The 16620-nt window shown below is 68.7% G+C and carries 21 protein-coding genes; 14 read left to right on the top strand and 7 right to left on the bottom strand.

All coding sequences use genetic code 11. The annotated features are described in order from the left end of the window. Positions 1 to 16 precede the first annotated feature (16 nt). On the bottom strand, positions 17 to 1363 hold the full coding sequence (locus C0461_RS03455; RefSeq protein WP_292103971.1) for a HAMP domain-containing sensor histidine kinase: 1347 nt from the start codon (positions 1361 to 1363) through the stop codon (positions 17 to 19). Positions 1364 to 1410: 47 nt separating this feature from the next. Further along, entirely contained in the window at positions 1411 to 2088 is a 678-nt protein-coding gene (locus C0461_RS03460; RefSeq protein ID WP_292103973.1) for a response regulator transcription factor, read from the bottom strand. A gap of 362 nt (positions 2089 to 2450) precedes the next feature. Here C0461_RS03460 and C0461_RS03465 point away from each other — a divergent pair, with 362 nt between their 5' ends. After that, entirely contained in the window at positions 2451 to 3074 is a 624-nt protein-coding gene (locus tag C0461_RS03465; RefSeq protein WP_292103975.1) for an isoprenylcysteine carboxylmethyltransferase family protein, read from the top strand. A gap of 71 nt (positions 3075 to 3145) precedes the next feature. Here C0461_RS03465 and C0461_RS03470 read toward each other — a convergent pair whose 3' ends face one another. The 3 genes from C0461_RS03470 to C0461_RS03480 form a co-directional block, all read right to left on the bottom strand. Then, positions 3146 to 5416, bottom strand: coding sequence for a caspase family protein (locus C0461_RS03470; RefSeq protein WP_292103977.1), 2271 nt, complete (start codon positions 5414 to 5416; stop codon positions 3146 to 3148). 75 nt (positions 5417 to 5491) lie between these two features. After that, on the bottom strand, positions 5492 to 6124 hold the full coding sequence (locus C0461_RS03475) for a DUF1109 domain-containing protein (RefSeq protein WP_292103978.1): 633 nt from the start codon (positions 6122 to 6124) through the stop codon (positions 5492 to 5494). Beyond that, positions 6114 to 6659 carry a sigma-70 family RNA polymerase sigma factor gene (locus C0461_RS03480; RefSeq protein WP_292103980.1) on the bottom strand — a complete coding sequence of 182 codons (546 nt, stop codon included), beginning with the start codon at positions 6657 to 6659 and terminating at the stop codon, positions 6114 to 6116. Before C0461_RS03480 ends, C0461_RS03475 begins: the two co-directional genes overlap by 11 nt. Positions 6660 to 6817: 158 nt before the next feature. On the opposite strand from C0461_RS03480, the gene C0461_RS03485 reads away from it, so the two are divergent. From C0461_RS03485 to C0461_RS03525, 9 genes are all read left to right on the top strand, one after another. Continuing rightward, a complete protein-coding gene (locus tag C0461_RS03485) occupies positions 6818 to 7114 on the top strand; it encodes a DUF2282 domain-containing protein (protein WP_292103982.1) in 297 nt (98 codons plus the stop codon). A 16-nt stretch (positions 7115 to 7130) separates the two neighbouring features. Next, on the top strand, positions 7131 to 7973 hold the full coding sequence (locus C0461_RS03490; protein ID WP_292103983.1) for a DUF692 domain-containing protein: 843 nt from the start codon (positions 7131 to 7133) through the stop codon (positions 7971 to 7973). After that, entirely contained in the window at positions 7966 to 8676 is a 711-nt protein-coding gene (locus tag C0461_RS03495; protein WP_292103985.1) for a DNA-binding domain-containing protein, read from the top strand. Before C0461_RS03490 ends, C0461_RS03495 begins: the two co-directional genes overlap by 8 nt. Positions 8677 to 8774: 98 nt before the next feature. Next, entirely contained in the window at positions 8775 to 9149 is a 375-nt protein-coding gene (locus C0461_RS03500; RefSeq protein WP_292103999.1) for a DoxX family protein, read from the top strand. A gap of 60 nt (positions 9150 to 9209) precedes the next feature. Next, positions 9210 to 10484: a nucleoside transporter C-terminal domain-containing protein gene (locus C0461_RS03505; RefSeq protein ID WP_292103986.1), complete on the top strand. Its 1275-nt coding sequence runs from the start codon at positions 9210 to 9212 to the stop codon at positions 10482 to 10484. 32 nt (positions 10485 to 10516) lie between these two features. Beyond that, positions 10517 to 11134: a glutathione S-transferase gene (locus tag C0461_RS03510; protein WP_292103988.1), complete on the top strand. Its 618-nt coding sequence runs from the start codon at positions 10517 to 10519 to the stop codon at positions 11132 to 11134. A gap of 13 nt (positions 11135 to 11147) precedes the next feature. Beyond that, positions 11148 to 11786 carry a YoaK family protein gene (locus C0461_RS03515; RefSeq protein ID WP_292103990.1) on the top strand — a complete coding sequence of 213 codons (639 nt, stop codon included), beginning with the start codon at positions 11148 to 11150 and terminating at the stop codon, positions 11784 to 11786. A gap of 37 nt (positions 11787 to 11823) precedes the next feature. Beyond that, entirely contained in the window at positions 11824 to 12114 is a 291-nt protein-coding gene (locus C0461_RS03520; protein ID WP_292103991.1) for a type II toxin-antitoxin system prevent-host-death family antitoxin, read from the top strand. Beyond that, complete coding sequence (locus tag C0461_RS03525; protein ID WP_292103992.1) at positions 12111 to 12488, top strand: type II toxin-antitoxin system VapC family toxin; 378 nt, start codon at positions 12111 to 12113, stop codon at positions 12486 to 12488. Before C0461_RS03520 ends, C0461_RS03525 begins: the two co-directional genes overlap by 4 nt. Before the next feature lie 2 nt (positions 12489 to 12490). Here C0461_RS03525 and C0461_RS03530 read toward each other — a convergent pair whose 3' ends face one another. After that, on the bottom strand, positions 12491 to 12925 hold the full coding sequence (locus tag C0461_RS03530) for a PaaI family thioesterase (protein ID WP_021696921.1): 435 nt from the start codon (positions 12923 to 12925) through the stop codon (positions 12491 to 12493). Between the two features lie 49 nt (positions 12926 to 12974). Here C0461_RS03530 and C0461_RS03535 point away from each other — a divergent pair, with 49 nt between their 5' ends. The 4 genes from C0461_RS03535 (at position 12975) to C0461_RS03550 (ending at position 15986) form a co-directional block, all read left to right on the top strand. Then, positions 12975 to 13241: a DUF3253 domain-containing protein gene (locus C0461_RS03535; RefSeq protein ID WP_292103993.1), complete on the top strand. Its 267-nt coding sequence runs from the start codon at positions 12975 to 12977 to the stop codon at positions 13239 to 13241. After that, positions 13225 to 13821: a uracil-DNA glycosylase family protein gene (locus C0461_RS03540; RefSeq protein ID WP_292103994.1), complete on the top strand. Its 597-nt coding sequence runs from the start codon at positions 13225 to 13227 to the stop codon at positions 13819 to 13821. Before C0461_RS03535 ends, C0461_RS03540 begins: the two co-directional genes overlap by 17 nt. After that, positions 13818 to 14801 (top strand): alpha/beta fold hydrolase, encoded by a 984-nt coding sequence (locus C0461_RS03545; RefSeq protein ID WP_292103996.1) that lies wholly within the window; start codon positions 13818 to 13820, stop codon positions 14799 to 14801. Before C0461_RS03540 ends, C0461_RS03545 begins: the two co-directional genes overlap by 4 nt. A gap of 93 nt (positions 14802 to 14894) precedes the next feature. Beyond that, positions 14895 to 15986: a Glu/Leu/Phe/Val dehydrogenase gene (locus tag C0461_RS03550; RefSeq protein ID WP_292103997.1), complete on the top strand. Its 1092-nt coding sequence runs from the start codon at positions 14895 to 14897 to the stop codon at positions 15984 to 15986. A gap of 135 nt (positions 15987 to 16121) precedes the next feature. Here the strand turns inward: C0461_RS03550 and C0461_RS03555 are convergent. Then, positions 16122 to 16620 (bottom strand): methyltransferase (locus C0461_RS03555; RefSeq protein ID WP_292103998.1); only part of this gene is annotated, 499 nt, incomplete at its 5' end.

The raw sequence follows: 16620 nt of genomic DNA on the forward strand, positions 1-16620 counted from the left end.
GTCCCGCCGCTCCCGATCATGAAGACGGCGTCGGCCCAGGGGGCTGAAATCTCATCCGGAACGCCGCGCCTTTACGCCTGTCTGCTCGCTCCAGAATGAAGTCGCCGCCCATGCGGCGCATGGCGCTTTCGCAGATGGCCAGCCCCAGTCCGCTCCCGGAACGCGAATCTCCGGTTCCCCGAACGAACCGTGAGAAGCCCGAATCGGGGAATGAGCGCGGCAGGCCCGGCCCGGTGTCGCGGAGCAGGACTGATCCATCGGCGGAAACCACAACGCTTAGCCGTGTGCCGGCCGGGGTATGCTTCCGGACGTTGTCCAGAAGGTTCCTTATGACGAGGGCGATCAGGGTCGGATCGCCGATCACCTCCACCGGCGTGTCCAGGCCGTCCGCCTCCACGGACCATCCTGCGGAGACAAGGCGCGGCGCTGCCTCGCGCAGGACCTGGGCCACGGTCTCGGCCAGATCCAGCGGCTCCGGGGCGAAGGCCGCGCCCCCATCCAGGCGCGCGATGTTCAGCAGTTGCTCGATCAATCGCGCCATCGCATCGACGTCGCGCATGGCCGCATCCCGGTCGCGGTCATGGGGCAGGGACTCGAGCCGCAGCCTCAGGTCCGAGAGCGGCGTCCGAAGCTCATGGGCGGCGTGAATGGAGAAATCGCGCTGAGCCACGGCTCCGGCCTCGATACTGTCCAGAGCCTGATTGACGGCGAGGATCAGCGGCTGGACCTCCGCAGGCGCCGATGCGCCGACAAGCCGCTCGTGACCCAGGGTGTCGAACGTGATCCGTACCGCCTGGGCCGCGACCCGGCGTAGGTCGTGGAGACTGACGCGCACGATGACCACCGCCGTCATGACCAGCACCAGCAACATCGCCACGGCCGCCCATCCCAGTTCTGCGAGAGATTCGGCGTAGAAGGTGCTGGCGAGTGCAGACACGTCCGCCCGCGCCCGCGCCAGCCGGAACCAGACCCCGGCCTCGGGGATGTACAGTTCGGCGATCAGAAGAGGGCCGGACCCGTCCAGCGCGGGGCCGCTCGAGAGCACGACGCCGGCGCCGGCCGCGCCGGGCCGCCCCGACGGCGCCCTCGACTCCGAGCGATCCAGCACCGTCCCGTCGGTGTCCACCACGGTGTAGCCATAGACCGGGCGATCGCCCGTCAGCAGCCCCGTGTAGGGCGGATCGATCTCGGACGAGGGCTCCGGGGGGCGAACGAACGCCACCTCCCCACCGGGACCGCGCCGGACTGACGGAGCCCACTCCCTGATCTGAGTGGAGAGTCCTCGCTCCTCGATCGCGAACTGGCCCCGCGTGAATTCCAGCGTCAGGATCGTGCCGGCGACGATCAGCGTCAGAGCGGACATCACGGTCACGACGATCGCGAGCCTGACGTCGAGGCGATAGGCGCGCCTCATTCTCCGGTCTCGCACAGGACATAGCCCAGGCCCCTGAGCGTCTTCACCTCGACCGTCGCCCCCGCCTTCGACAGCTTTCTGCGAAGCCGATGAACCAAGGTTTCGATCGCATTGTCTGACCAGTCCTGATGGAAGGCGTAGAGGTGTTCACCCAGCATCCTTTTGGGCGTCACACGGTCGCCAGCCCGGATCAGCTTGTCGAGCGCGGCGTGTTCCTGGGCGGTCAGCCTGACGGCCCCGTCCGCGACCACGAGGCTCATGCTCTGAGGCGCATAGATGAGATTCCCGATCCGGAATTCGGTCGTCGTGACCTCCGCCGAGCGGCGCCGCAGCGCTCTCAGCCTGGCCATCAGTTCTTCCGTCGAGAACGGCTTGACGAGGTAGTCGTCCGCGCCCGCATCGAGTCCGGCCACCCGATCTCCGATCTCGTCGCGAGCGGTCAGCATCAAGGTCGGCGTTCTCAGACCGGCGGCGCGCGCTGATCTGACGAGTGTCCGCCCGTCACCGTCATCCAGCATGACGTCGATGATGGACAGATCGTAGGTCGTCGATCGCCAGGCGATTTCGGAGTCGGCGACCGTGGCGAAGACATCAACGGCGTGGCCGGCATCCGTCAGCCGGCGGCCGAGCGCCTCCGAGAGCAGTCGATCATTCTCGGCGATCAGAATCCGCATCACGCTTTCTCCACGTCCGGGCCCGGGTTGGTCAACACGAACGTTCAGGGCCAGCGTCAGCTGGCTCTGCAAGCTGGCTGCAAGGTTGGGGGCGCAGGCGTGTCGGCCATGAAGCCAGCCGCGAAACCCTGGTGGCGGAAGTACGCGCTGCGCCGCCCGAAGATCAAAGCGTTCGCGCCGTCAGAGCGGGGCTTCACAGCGGCGCATGCCCCCGGCCTGTGGGCGGCTGTGCAGCCTGATGGGCGGCGCGCCGGAGACGGAGATCGTCTGGCCAGTCGCCCTGACGGTCGGCCCTTCCCGAACCCTGTTACCGCCCCAATCCCTCTCCCGGGTCAACTGACCCCCTTCCACGAGGACTCCTCTTGTCAGACTTGATTCTTCCGGACCTTCAGGCGGTCCAGCGTCGGCGCAAACGCGTGCTGGGCTTCGCATCCGTAATCATGTTGTTCGCCGTTCTGACGGTCGGCTCCGGCTGGCCCGAGGGCTCCTGGGTCCGACGCGTCATCGGAGAGGCCGGAATTCTCCTGATCCTCACCGCCATCGTCGGCCGCGCCTGGTGTTCGCTCTACATCGGCGGACGCAAGAAAAGCGAACTCGTGCAGGATGGGCCCTACTCCCTGTGCCGGAACCCCCTTTATTCCTTCAGCATCATCGGCACGGTCGGGGCTCTGGCCCAGACCGGCAGCCTCCTGCTGACTCTGGCCTTCACAGCCGTAACCGTGCTGATCTTCATGACGGTGGTCCGGCAGGAAGAAGTCTATCTGTCGAGGGCCTTTCCGGAAGCCTACGAGATCTATGCACGTCCGACGCCCCGGTTTCTTCCGGACCCGAGGCTGTGGCGCACGAGCCAGGAACTGACCGTCAGGCCCGGGCTGTTCGTCAGGACCCTGCTCGATGGCCTACCCTTTCTGGCGGCCTGGCCGTTGTTCGAGTTCATCGGGCGCCTGCATGATGGACCCTTGCCGCCGCTGATGCGTCTGCCGTGACCGGACTCGTCATTTGACGCAGGAGGGCGCCCGCAATCTGCCGGGGGCAAGCCAAGTTCTGCTGGGCCCCTTCACGCCCCCGCCAGCCGGATGATCACGTCGTCCACCTGCACGCCGCCGCGGTCGATGACGAGGTTCTGGTAGTTGCGCTGGCCGTCGGCGGTTTCGGCCTGAACGTCGGCGACCTCCACGCGGAACTGCTCGCGCAGCCAGGTGGACAGCTCGCCGGCGGTGACCAGATTGTCGCCATTCTCGTCGGCGGCGCCCTCCAGCCCCGTGCGCAGGAAGTGGGACAGGTAGCCCCCGGCCTGGAACTTGTCGGCCACGGCGCTGGTCAGGTCTTCCTCGGAGGAGAAGACGCCCATGATGCCCGGGCGGGTGATGATGTCGCGGGCGAAGCCGCCGCTGTAGCAGGCGTCGATCACCAGCAGGGAGAGGCGGGCGTCCACGGTCTCGAACAGGGCGGCCAGCTCGTCGTCGGAAAGGTCGCCGTCGTGCAGCGACAGCAGCTCGCGCCGGCCGTCCAGCTCGGCCGGGTCGTCGCTGTCTTCCTGCACGCCGTGGCCCGAGAAGAAGAAGATGAACAGGTCGTCCGGCCCGGCCTGGGCGGCCACCTCGCGGAAGGCGGCGGTCACGGAGGCCCGGGTGGCCTGGGCGTTGGTCAGGACGATGCTGGCGGGGTTGAGCACGCCCTGACGGGCCAGCTCTTCCTCCAGCTTGATGGTGTCCTCGTCGGTGAAGGGCAGGTCGTTGTGGTCGCCCGGATAGTCCGAGACCCCCACCATGACGGCGAAGACGCGCTGGCCGGCCTGCACGGTGCGCTGGCGTTCGGATTCCTGGCCCTGCGTCACCGACAGGGTGTAGCGGCCCGTCTCGCCTGGCGCGAAGCTGGTGACCTGAATGGTGTATTCGCCGTCCTCGGTCAGCACCTCAGTCAGGCGCGCGTTGGTGCCGTCAGGTCCGTCGTCGTTGTCCAGCTGGTCGCCGGTGGGCGGGCTGAGCATCAGATAGGTGTCGAAGTCGTCGGACACCGCGTCGATGGCCACCCGCTGACCGCGCCGGCCGATGAAGGTGTAGCTGTCGGTGAACTCGCCAGAGTCCAGCCGGGCGTCCCCTGGGGCGAGGCTGCCGCTGATGGTGTCGCCGATGGACAGGCGGCCGCCGGACGGCGCGGCCTGGTCGCCGCGGGTCGGCGTGTCGGCGACCTCGGCGCCCGCACGGGAGACGCTGAGGCGGTAGTCGCCGCTTTCGCCGGGCGCATAGCTGGTGGCGGTGATCTCATAGGCGCCGTCCGCCGGCAGGGTCGTGATCAGACGGCTGTTCAGGCCGCCGTTACCGGTCGGGTCGTCGTCGTTGAAGGTGGAGAAGCCGCCCGGCCCGGAGAGCATCAGGAAGGGGTCGAACTGGTCGGAGGTCAGGGCGATCTCGACCCGCTCTCCCGCCCGGCCGCGCAGGGTGAAGGTGTTCACATATTCGCCGCTGCGCAGCTGGGCGTCGCCCGCGCCCAGGCGGCCCCGCACCTGCTCTCCCACGGCGATGGCCCTGGCAGCCGCGCCCGGCGTCGGATCGGGACGCGACGCCCCGGCGTCGGCGCGGGTCACGCTGAGGCTGTAGCGGCCGGTTTCCCCGGCCTCGAAGCTGGTGGCTGAAAGCACCACCTCGCCGCTTTCGGGGAAGGTGAACTCCAGCCGGCTGTTCAGCCCGCCGCGCTGGGACGGGTCGTCGTCATTGTCCTCGCTGAGGCCCAGTCCGCGCACCATGAGGTAGGGATCGAAGTCGCTGGAGGACAGCCGCACCACGACACGGTCGCCGCGCCGTCCGCGCAGGATCCAGTCGTCGTGGAACTCGCCACTGTCCAGCCGCTCGTCGCCCGGGGCCAGGGTTCCGCTGACGGTCTGGCCGGGCTCGATCCAGCCGCCGCCAGCATTGCCGTCCACGGGGCTCCGTGAGCCGTCGAGCACCGCGATCTGGTAGGCGCCGGTCTCGCCGGGCGCAAAGCTTGTGGCCACGATGCGGTAGCGGCCGGATACGGGCAGGCGCACGTCCAGGCGCGCGTCCAGATCGCCGGATTCGGCGTCGTCGTTCTCGTCGCTGAAGCCACCGGGACCGTCCATCATCAGATAGGAATCGACCGCGCCCGAGGTCATCAGGACGGTCATGCGTTCGCCGCTTCGCCCGTCCAGTTCATAGACGTCCATGAACTCGCCGCTGTTAAGGCGGGCGTCGCCCGGGGACAGCTGGCCGCTGAGGGTCATGCCCGGGCGCAACACCTGCTGGGCGTCGGCCACGGCCGGCATGGTCAGGCCGAGCGCGAGCGCGGCCAGGAGGGTGGAGGTCTTCATTTTGCGCCCCGAATCCAGAGATGCGAACAGCCTAGCTTGCCGGACCGCTGCGGCAAACCGCCGTGATCGCGGCGCTCACCAGCGCAGGGCGTAGCGTCCGGTGAGGGCCCCGACGGTGCCGCACAGAAGCACGCCCAGGGCGTACCAGGTGGCCACGAAGGCGGCGGTGGCCTCGGGGCAGTGCAGACCATAGGCCGTAGCCCCCACCGCGCCGGTCAGCACGCCCATGGCGGCCCCGGCCCGGACCGGGCGCGTGGGCGCCAGTCCCCGCGCCGACAGCCAGATGAACGGCGCAGCGAAAACGGACACCTTCAGGATGTTGGCGGAGCAATAGCGCCAGGTGTCCCCCAGCCAGACGTCCATCCGCGCGTCCGGCGCCGAGAGCATTATCTCGGCCGCGCCGACGGCCAGGGCTGCGCCGACGACGATGGCGAACGCCAGGCCTGGCGCCCGCGCCGACGCGCCCGGGCGGCCCAGCCGCACCACCAACCAGCCGCCGACGACGGCCAGCGCGCCCGTGTAGGCGGCCTTGGCCCAGAAAGCCGGGCCCTGGACCGCGGCACCCAGATCCGGGCGAAGGCCCAGCAGGAACAGGACCGCCACGACGGCCGCCGCGGCGGCGAGGGTCAGGGCGGCAAGGTTGAGCCGGACGGGCCGGACCGGCTCGAGCCCGGCGCCCAGGGCGTCGATGAGATCATCAGTCTTCATGGGCGGTCACGCTGGCGGTCAAGGTCTTCATGGCGCGGTGGACGCTGACCTTGGCCGCGCCCTCGCTGAATCCGTTGCGGCCGGCGGCCTCGGCCACGCTGAATCCGGACAGGCGCACATCCTCGATCAGCCTGCGCTGTCGGGCGGGCAGGATGGACAGCACCCGCGACAGGTCGCGGCGCGCCACCCCCTCCTCGGCGGTTTCGGATGCCCAAAGCACGTCCTGATGGTCCTCCAGCGGCACGGTGGCGCGACGCCCCTGGCGACGCAGATGGTCGATCAGCTTGTAGCGCGCGATTGCGAAGCACCACGCCCCGACGCTCTGGTCGGGCTGAAAGGTCGCGCGCTTGGCGTGGATGGCGATCAGGGTCTCCTGCACCAGATCCTCGGCGTCGGCCTCGCAGTCGTACAGACGTCGCCGGAAAAAGGCTCGCAAGGGATCCCGCAGTTCCGTCAACAGGCTTCGCCAGGCCGTGGCGTCACCCGCCAGACCCGCCTGCATCAACCGTTTCAGATGGACTTCACGTTCGGCCACGACTGGTTCCGGGTTCGTCCGGGGACGTCAAAGGTTACACGCCGTCGAAAAAAAGCAGGCCGACAAATTTCGCCGACCGGCTGTAACCTTCGCCGGGCGGGCGTCGAACCCGGTGTTGTCGGACCACTCAGGTTCCGATCGCACCCAAGGAGATCCCGATGAATCGCACCCTGATCCTGACCGGCGCCGCCGCCCTGATGACCGTCGGCGTCGGCGTCGCCGCCGCCCAGTCCGGCGGTCAGAACGCCGAAGGCGCCCAGCGCGGCGAGATGGAGCGCTGCTACGGCGTGTCCCGCGCGGGCCAGAACGACTGCGCCGCCGGGCCGGGCACCAGCTGCGCCGGCACCTCGATCCGCGACTGGCAGGGCAACGCCTGGAAGTATGTGCCCAAGGGCACCTGCACCTCCATCGAGACGCCCCGCGGCATGGGCTCCCTGACGCCCGTCAACCGCTGATCCGGGGAGATCGTCCATGCAGCCGTCCGCCGGACTGGGTCTGAAGCCACGGCACCACGCCGACGCCCTGGCCTGTCCGACGGCCGGCCTGTGGTTCGAGGTGCACCCCGAGAACTACATGGTCGCGGGCGGTCCGCGCCTGGGCTGGCTGGCCGCGATCCGCGAGCGCCACCCCCTGTCCCTGCACGGGGTCGGGATGTCGCTGGCGGGCGCCGAACCGCCGGACGCCGAGCATCTGAAGGCGCTCAGGGCCCTGATCGACCGCTTCGAGCCGTTCGTGGTGTCCGAACACCTGGCCTGGTCCCGCCACGCGGGGACCTATCACCCGGACCTGCTGCCGTTTCCGCGCACCCGGGCGCTGCTTGACCGCATCTGCGACCATGTGGATGCGGCCCAGGACGTGCTGGGTCGCCCGCTACTGATCGAGAACCCGTCGCTCTATCTGGCCCTTAAAGGCCACGAGATGGAGGAGGTCGAGTTCCTGACCGCTCTTGCCCGACGCACCGGCTGCGGCCTGTTGCTGGACGTAAACAATGTCCATGTGAGCGCCCGCAATCTGGGTTTCGACCCGACCGTCTACCTGGACGCGGTGCCCGCCGGGCTGATCGGCGAGGTTCACCTGGCGGGCAGCACGCCGGATCCGGAATGGGGCGAGACCCTGCTGATCGACAGCCATGCCGCGCCTGTCTGCGAGGATGTCTGGGCGCTTTATGACCGGCTGATCGCGCGCACGGGCCCACGGCCGACCCTGATCGAACGGGACGCCGAGTTGCCGCCGTTCGAAATCCTGCTCGCCGAACGTGAGCGGGCGCACGGCCTGCTGACCGCCAGGCAGCGGCGGAGCGTGGCCCATGTCTGAGTTCCACGACGCCTTTCACAGGGCCCTGGCCGGAGCGCCGGAGGGCCTGTCGCCATGGCTGGCGCTGGACGCGCGCGGGCTGGCGGGTCTGACGATCTATCGCAACACCGCCGCCCGGGGCCGCATCGAGGCGCTGGCCGCCAACTATCCGGTGGTGGCGGAGATGGTGGGCGAGGACTGGTTCGCCGGAGCGGCCCGCGCCTTCATGCGCGCGCACCCGGACCCCGATCCCGCGCTGGCGGCGTATGGCGAGACGTTTCCGGATTTTCTGGCGTCGTTCCCGCCGGCGCGGGAACTGCCCTATCTGGTCCCGGCGGCGCGGCTGGATCGCGCCTGGACCGAGGCCCATCTGGCGCCGGATCGCGGGCCGGGACCGCTTCATCCCTCGGCGCGGCTGTTCCGTTTCGACTGGAGCGCGCCGGCCCTGTGGCTGGCCCACCGCTATCCGGATCCGCCGGGCGCCGCCATGCGCTGGTCGCCCGAGACGCAGTCGCTTCTGATCCACAGGCCGCAAGCCGAGGTCCGCGCGCGGCTGCTGACGGACGCCGAATGGACGGTTCTGGACTCTGTCCTGCGCGGCCTGACCGGCGGCGCGGTCATGGCGCGCGTGCTGATCGACCATCCGGGCCAGACCCCCGCCGACCTCATGGCCGAACTGAAGGCATGGGGCGTCCTTCAATCCTCGCAGGAGTTCAATACATGACCACCGCCGCCGACGCCCCCACCACCCGCCGCTTTCCGCTCGAAACCCTGCATGCCCGCCTCGAGGCGCTGACGCCGCACAGCCTGCTGGCGCTGGTCATGCGGCTGGGCGTAGCGGTAGTCTTCTTCATCTCGGGACGGACCAAGGTGGATGGCGTCCTGATCCTGTCGGACACCACCTTTTTCCTGTTCGCTGAGGAGTACCGCGTGCCGCTGCTGCCGCCGGAGGGCGCGGCCTATCTCGCCACCTGGTCCGAGCATCTGTTTCCGGTGCTGCTGGTGTTGGGGCTGTTCACCCGGTTCTCGGCCCTGGCCCTGTTGGGCATGACGGTGGTGATCCAGTTGTTCGTCATCCCGACGGGCTGGCCGACCCACCTGATGTGGGCCGGGCCCATGCTCTATCTGATCTCGCGAGGCCCCGGCGCCTGGAGCGTCGACCGGCTGATCGGTCTGGAGCGATCGTCGCGCGCATGATGTGCTTGCACCCGGCGCGACGACCGCTACAGGGAGGAAAGCGCGCGGGGACCCTTGTCGATGTTCACCCTTCTCAACGCCCAGAGCCTGATCGGCCTGGCGGTCATCATCGGCCTGTGCTGGGCGCTGTCGGAGAACCGGCGGGCCTTTCCATGGAAGCTGGCGCTGGGGGCCGTGGCGGTCCAGACGGCCATCATCCTGTTCGTGTTCGGGGTGCCCGGCGCGGACATCGGGCTGGCGGTGATCTCCGGCGCGGTCGAGGGTCTGGCGACAGCCACCCGGCGCGGGGCCCAGTTCATCTTCGGCTATCTGGCCGGGGGAGATCAGCCCTATTCTGTGGAGAACCAGGGGGCGCTGTTCGTCTTCGCCTTCCAGGTGTTGCCGCTGATTCTGGTGATCTCGGCCCTGTCGGCCCTGTTGTGGCACTGGAAGATCCTGAAGTGGATCACGCGGGGCTTCGGCCTGCTGTTCCAGAAGTCCATGGGGCTGGGCGGCGCCTCGGCGCTGGCGGTGGCCTCCAACATCTTCCTCGGCATGATCGAGAGCCCCATCGTCATCCGGGCCTATCTGGACAAGCTGACCCGGTCGGAGATCTTCCTGCTGATGACGGTGGGCTTCTCCACCGTGGCGGGCTCGACCATGGTGGCCTACGCCACCATCCTGGCGCCGGTGCTGCCCAATGCGGCGGGCCACGTGCTGGTCGCCTCCATCGTCTCGGCCCCGGCGGGTGTGCTGCTGGCTCGCATTCTGGTGCCGGAAAAGCCCGGGGAGGGCGGCGCCTACGCCGAATACGACTCGGCCCTGAAGTACGACAGCGCCATCGACGCCATCTCCAAGGGCACGGCGGACGGCCTGATGGTGGTGCTGAACATCTCGGCCATCCTGATCGTGTTCGTGGCCCTGATGACCCTGGTCAACATGATGCTGGGCGGCCTGTGGCTGTTCGGCGAACCGGTGACGGTGGAGCGTCTGCTGGGGTTCGCCTTCGCGCCGCTGGCGTGGGCCACGGGGGTGCAGTGGAGCGAGGCGGGAACCGCCGGCTGGCTGCTGGGGGTCAAGCTGACCCTGACCGAGTTCGTGGCCTTCATCGAACTGGGCTCGATCCCGGAGGGCGAGATCAGCGAGCGCACTCGCCGACTGATGACCTACGCCCTGTGCGGCTTCGCCAACATCGGCTCGGTGGGCATTTCGGTCACCGGCCTGTCCATCCTGATCCCGGAACGGCGCGAGATGGTGCTGGGCCTGGTCTGGAAGGCGCTGATGGGCGGGTTCCTGGCCACCCTGGTCACCACCTCGGTGGTCGGCGCCTTGCCGGACAGCATCTTCACCGGTTAGGTTTCGAAAAGAAACGAACTGGAGGGCGATCCATGAAGCTCTATGACACCCAACGCGCGCCCAATCCGCGCCGCGTTCGCTGGCTGATGGCGGAAAAGGGCGTCGAGGACATCGAGATCGTTCAGGTCGATCTTCTCTCCGGCCAGCACCGGACGCCCGAATATCGCGACAAGGTGGGCGCCCCGCACGTTCCGGCGCTGGAGCTGGACGACGGGACCTGCATCTCGGAGTCCCTGGCCATCTGCCGCTATCTGGAGACGCTGTATCCGGAACCGAACCTGTTCGGCCGGGATGCGCGTGAACAGGCCGAGATCGAGATGTGGACCCGGCGGGTCGAGATGTACCTGTCCACGCCCATGATGCTGACGGTGCGCTTCACCCATCCGGCGCTGGCGGCGCTGGAAGATCCCAAGCCGGAGGTGGCGGCCTACAACCGCGACGGTGCGCAGCGCTACATGAAGTCGCTGGATCGCCGTCTGGCGGATCATGCGTTCATCGCCGCAGACCGCTTTACCATCGCCGACATCGTGGCGGCGACGGGCGTGGATTTCGGTCGCCTGATCAAGTACCGGCCACCGGAAGAGTACGTCCATTTCAACCGCTGGCTCGAGGCGTGCCGCGCCCGCCCGGCGGCGAAGGCGGGGCTGTAACGGGGAGGTCGCCATGCAGGTTTTGGCCCCGGTCGAACGCTGGATGGCCGTGCTGCTGGCGGCCCTGGCCGGCTATGTGGACAGCATCGGCTTCCTGCAACTGGGCGGTCTGTTCGTCTCGTTCATGAGCGGCAACACCACGCGCATGGCTGCGGGGCTGGCCCAGGGCGACTGGCGACTGGCCGGGACCGCCGGGCTGATCCTGCTGCTGTTCGTGATCGGGGCCATGGCGGGCGCTCTGGTGGCTTCGGGCGGCGGCCGGCGTCCGCGCGCCCGGGTGCTGGCCGTGGAGGCCGCCCTGTTGCTGGCGGCGGCCCTCGCAGCCGGATTGGGCCGTCCGTTCATCGCCGTCACCTGCATGGTGCTCGCCATGGGACTGGAGAACGCGGTGTTTCTCAGGAACGGACAGGTGGGCGTCGGGCTGACCTACATGACCGGCGCCCTGGTCAGGATCGGCCATACACTGGCGGCGGCCATGCGCGGCGGCGCCCTGCGGGATGTGATCCCTCCGCTGATGCTGTGGGGCGGGCTGACCGGCGGCGCGATCCTAGGCGCACTGGTCTTCAGCACCGTCGGTCTCGTCGCGCTGTATCCGGCGGCGGGTCTTGCGGCGGTGCTGGCAGTGGCGTCGGGGCGTGTCCGCTCTGCGTAAGTTGCGCTCCGGCATTAGCTAACCTAGCTTATCTCCCATGGCCGTCACTGCGAACATCCACGACGCGAAGACCAATCTGTCGAAGCTGATCGAACGGGCCGTCGCCGGGGAGGAGGTCATCATCGCCAGGGCGGGCAAGCCGCTTGTGCGGCTGCTGCCGATCGAGGTCGCCAAACCGAAGGGCAAGCGCGGAATTCTCGGGTCGCGAAGAGGGCAGATCAAATATGCGCCCGATTGGGACAGCCCGGAGACGAACGCCGAGATCGAGCGGCTTTTTTATGGTGAGGAAGCGGACGAGCCCCCTCTGCGCGGCGTCGCGGAAGAGTGAGGCTTCTGCTCGACACCAATGTCGTCCTGTGGATGCTGGATGATCCGGAAAGACTCTCGTTACTCGCGCGGGACGCGATCGATGACGCCTCCAACACCCTCATGGTCAGCACCGTCTCGATCCTCGAGGTGGCCATCAAACTCTCCACCGGAAAGCTGGAGATCGCCTACGACCTGCTGGAAGCCGTGGCGGAGGAAGGCTGCGAGATTCTCGATGTGAAAGCGGAGCATGCCTGGACGGTCAGGAGCTTGCCCCTGATCCACCGCGACCCTTTCGACCGGCTGCTGGTCGCCCAGGCGATCTGCGAAAGGGTCGTCATGGTCACAAGCGACCGGACCCTCCCCCGCTACGGCGCGCCCATCCTGCGCGCCTGACCTCACGCCCGCGGGGTGAATTTCTTGATCACGCCGGAGAAGGTCATAAGGGTCCGGCCCTCTGCGTGGATCTGGCCGCGCACGAAGATCAGCGAGCCGCCCGCGCGCACCACCTCGCCGGTGGCCTCCACAAGTTCGCCCACATGGGCGCCATCGATGAAGGTGGAGTCCAGCTGCACCGTCACCCCGGATTTGCCCTCCATCTCCTGATAGGCAGTCTGGAACAGGGCGATGTCGGCGAAGGTCATCAGGCAGCCGCCGTGCATGCGCCCGCCCGCGTTCATGTGCTTGGGCTCGGCCCGGAAGGCGCAGCGCATCTGGCCGTCGGGGTCGGGCTTGAAATAGAACGGGCCGACCACCTGGTCGAAGGTGCCGTGCAGGTCATAGGTCTGCCAGCCGGCGAATTCGCCCTCGCTCACCGTGATCTTCTCGACCATCCTCAATCTCCGACTCGAAATATCTTTTGCAGCGCAGCATATAGGCCCGATGACCGATCCAATCGAGAGCGCCATTTTCGAACACCTGAACCGGCTGGCGCCCGGAAAGTCCATCGAGCCGTCCGACGTGGCCAAGGAACTGGAGCCCGAACAGTGGCAGCGGATGCTGCCCAAGGTGCGCGGCGTCGCCGTGGGCCTGGCCCGCGAAGGCCGCCTGATCATCACCAAGAAGGGCAAGCCAGTCGATCCGAACGCCTTCAAGGGCGTTATCCGGCTGAAGCTGCCGGACGCCCCTGGAGATGATGACCCCGCCTGACCTGAACGCCGTCCTCGCCGAGATCCGCGCCTGCCGCGCCTGTGCGGGCGAGCTGGCGCATGAGCCCCGGCCGGTGGTGATGGTGGCGCTCGAGACGCGCCTGCTGATCTGCGGCCAGGCGCCGGGGCGCCGCGTGCATGAGAGCGGCGCGCCGTTCACCGATGCGTCCGGCGACCGGCTGCGGGACTGGATGGGGGTGGATTCGGAGACCTTCTACGGCGATCCGAGCATCGGCGTGGCGGCCCAGGCCTTCTGCTATCCTGGCACGGCCGCGGGGGGCGGGGACCATCCGCCGCCCAGGCGCTGCGCCCAGCTGTGGCGGCCCCGCCTGCTGGAGGCCCTGCCGGAGGTGGAGCTGACCCTGCTGGTGGGCGGCCACGCCCAGGCCTGGGCGCTGGCGGACCGCATGAAACCGACCATGACCGCGACCGTGGCGGCGTGGCGGGACTATCTGCCGGACGTCCTGCCCCTGCCGCACCCTTCCTGGCGCAACACCGCCTGGCTGCGACGCAATCCGTGGTTCGAGGCCGAGGTGGTCCCTTATCTGCGCGGGCGGGTGCGGGCTATGCTGGCGTCATGATCCGTCTCGTCTCCGTCTTGATCCTGATGCTGGCCTTGGCCGCCTGCGCGCCGACGGTGCAGCAGCCCCTGACCCCGCCGCCAAACTTCGCCGGGCCGGTCATAACGACCGGCGCCTTCGTGGTGCAGGACGGGGCCCGCCTGCCCCTGCTGCGCTGGCTGCCCGAGGGCGAACCGTGGGCGGTGGTGGTGGCCCTGCACGGCATGAACGACCACAAGGCCTCCTTTCATCTGGCCGGGCCGCACTGGGCCGAGCAGGGGGTGGCCACCTACGCCTATGACCAGCGGGGCTTCGGCCGGGCGCCCGGACGCGGGGTCTGGGCCGGGCAGGACCTGATGGCCGACGATCTGCGCACGGTGGTCGCCCTGGTCCGGGCCCGGCATCCGAACGCGGTCATCGCCGTGGCCGGGGAGAGCATGGGCGGGGCCGTGGCCGTCGCCGCCTTCGCCTCGGATCGCCCGCCCGCCGCCGACCGGTTGGTGCTGCTGGCGCCTGCGGTGTGGGGCTGGTCCAGCCAGCCGCTCAGCTACCGCGCCAGCCTGTGGGCCGCCGCACGTCTGATGGGATCGACGGCGCTGGAACCGCCCGATTGGGCCGTGCGCGACATCCGCGCCTCGGACAATCTGGTGGAACTGCTGCGCATGGGCCGCGACCCGGACATGATTTTCGCCACCCGGTTCGACGCGCTGGCGGGGCTCGTGGACCTGATGGAGACGGCCAGCCGCGATCTGGGCCGCACCCGCGTCCCGACCGCCCTGTTCTACGGGGCCCACGACCAGATCATCGAGGACGAGCCCATGGCGCTGGCTCTGGAGCGGGCAGGGGAGCCGCCGAACCTGCGCACGGCCTTCTACGAAGACGGCTGGCACCTGCTGAACCGGGACCGGCAGGCCCTGCGCGTCTATGGGGACGTGGCGGCCTTCCTGCGCGATCCCGCCGCGCCGTTCCCGTCGGGCGCCCCGCCGGTTCCCGCCGAATAGTCAGCGCCTCGAAACCGTCATGCTTGCCCGGCAGGAGCAGGCGGCGTATCTGGCGCGCACAAAAATCTGCTCAGGGAAGGCTCAGTTCAGGGCATGACGCTTTTCGATTCGCCGTCTTTTGCACAACACGAAGGCGTGCACGCCTTCTTTGACGAGAAAACCGGCCTCAAGGCCATGGTCGCGGTGCACTCCACCGCGCGGGGCCCCGCGGTGGGCGGCTGCCGCATGTGGAACTACGGCTCCTCGGCCGAGGCGCTGGAGGACGTTCTGCGTCTGTCGCGCGGCATGAGCTACAAGAACGCCGTGGCCGATCTGGACATGGGCGGCGGCAAGTCGGTCATCATGGGCGACAGCCGCACACAGAAGACGCCGGAGCTGTTCCGCGCCTTCGGTCGCGCGCTGAACACCCTGGGCGGCACCTATTATTCGGCCGAGGACGTGGGCGTGTCGGTGGAGGACATCGCCGAGGCCCGCAAGGAGACCCCCTATGTGGTCGGCCTGTCCGGCGGCAAGGAGGGCTCGGGCGACCCCAGCCCCGTCACCGCCGAGGGCGTCTATCGCTCCACCCTGGTGGCCGCGCGCCGCCTGTGGAAGCAGGACGACCTGACCGGCCTGACCGTGGCCCTGCAGGGCGTGGGCCATGTGGGCGGCTATCTGGCCGACAAGCTGGCGAAGGCCGGCGCGAAGCTGATCATCACCGACGTCAACACCCAGGCGCTGGAAGAGGTCGCGGCCCGCACGGGCGCCGAGATCGTGGCCCCGGACGCCATCTATGATGTCCAGGCCGACATCTACGCCCCGTGCGCCCTGGGCGCGACCCTGAACGAGAAGACCCTGGACCGCATCACGGCCCGGGCGGTGGTGGGCGCGGCCAACAACCAGCTGGCCACGCCGGAAATCGGCCTCGAGCTGTTCCGTCGCGGCGTGCTGTACGCCCCTGACTATGTCGTCAACGGCGGCGGCATCATCAATGTGGCCTCCGAGATGCGCGCCCGGGAAACCGGCGGTTCCTATGACCCGCAATGGGTCGAAGGCAAGCTGGACCGCCTGATGCAGACGCTGGAGGAGGTGCTGGAGCGTTCCGACGCCGAAAAGCGCCCGACCCACGAGATCGCCGACGCCATCGCGGAAGCGCGGATCAACGCGGCGCGGGATGCCAAGGAAGCCCAGCGCAAGGCGGCGTGACGTCCTCCCCATGGCTCGTCATTCCCGGCCTTGTGCCGGGAATCCATACGCTCCGCTCTTTCGGGTCTGGCCCTGCGGGTCAGAGCGTATGGACCCTCGGGACAAGCCCGAGGGTGACGAGGATTGGGGATGTCATCACCAATCGAGCGCTGCCTCCCCCCGCAGGATGGCCTCCGCCTCGGCCGAGTGCTTTGCGCCAGCCCGATCGTGCAGGATCAGGGGCGGTAGCAGGCGCAGGGGCGCGCGGCCGGTCTTGATGGCGTGGACGATCACCCGCTTGGCGGGGTCATCGGCGTAGGGGTGTACCGGCCGCACCGCGAACGAACCCGCCTTGTCGCCCAGCAGGGTCAGGATGTCCGCCAGCCGGTCGGCGCGGTGGATCATGACAATGCGCCCGCCTTCCTTGACGGCCTTGAGGAGAAAGCCGGTCCAGGCCGCCAGCCCATCGTCGGCCATCCAGGCGCCGCGCTTGCCGGGGGCGGGGGCGCGCAGGGCGGCGGGGTCGTCGAAGAAGGGCGGATTGCTGACGGCCCAGTCGAAGGGCTTAAGCCCCAGCGGCCGAAACCCGGCGGCTACGTCGCCCGTGTGCACCGCGATCCGCTCGCCCCAGCCGTTCAGCGCCGCGTTGTCCTGC

This window comes from Brevundimonas sp. (assembly GCF_013823285.1).
GTDB lineage: Bacteria > Pseudomonadota > Alphaproteobacteria > Caulobacterales > Caulobacteraceae > Brevundimonas.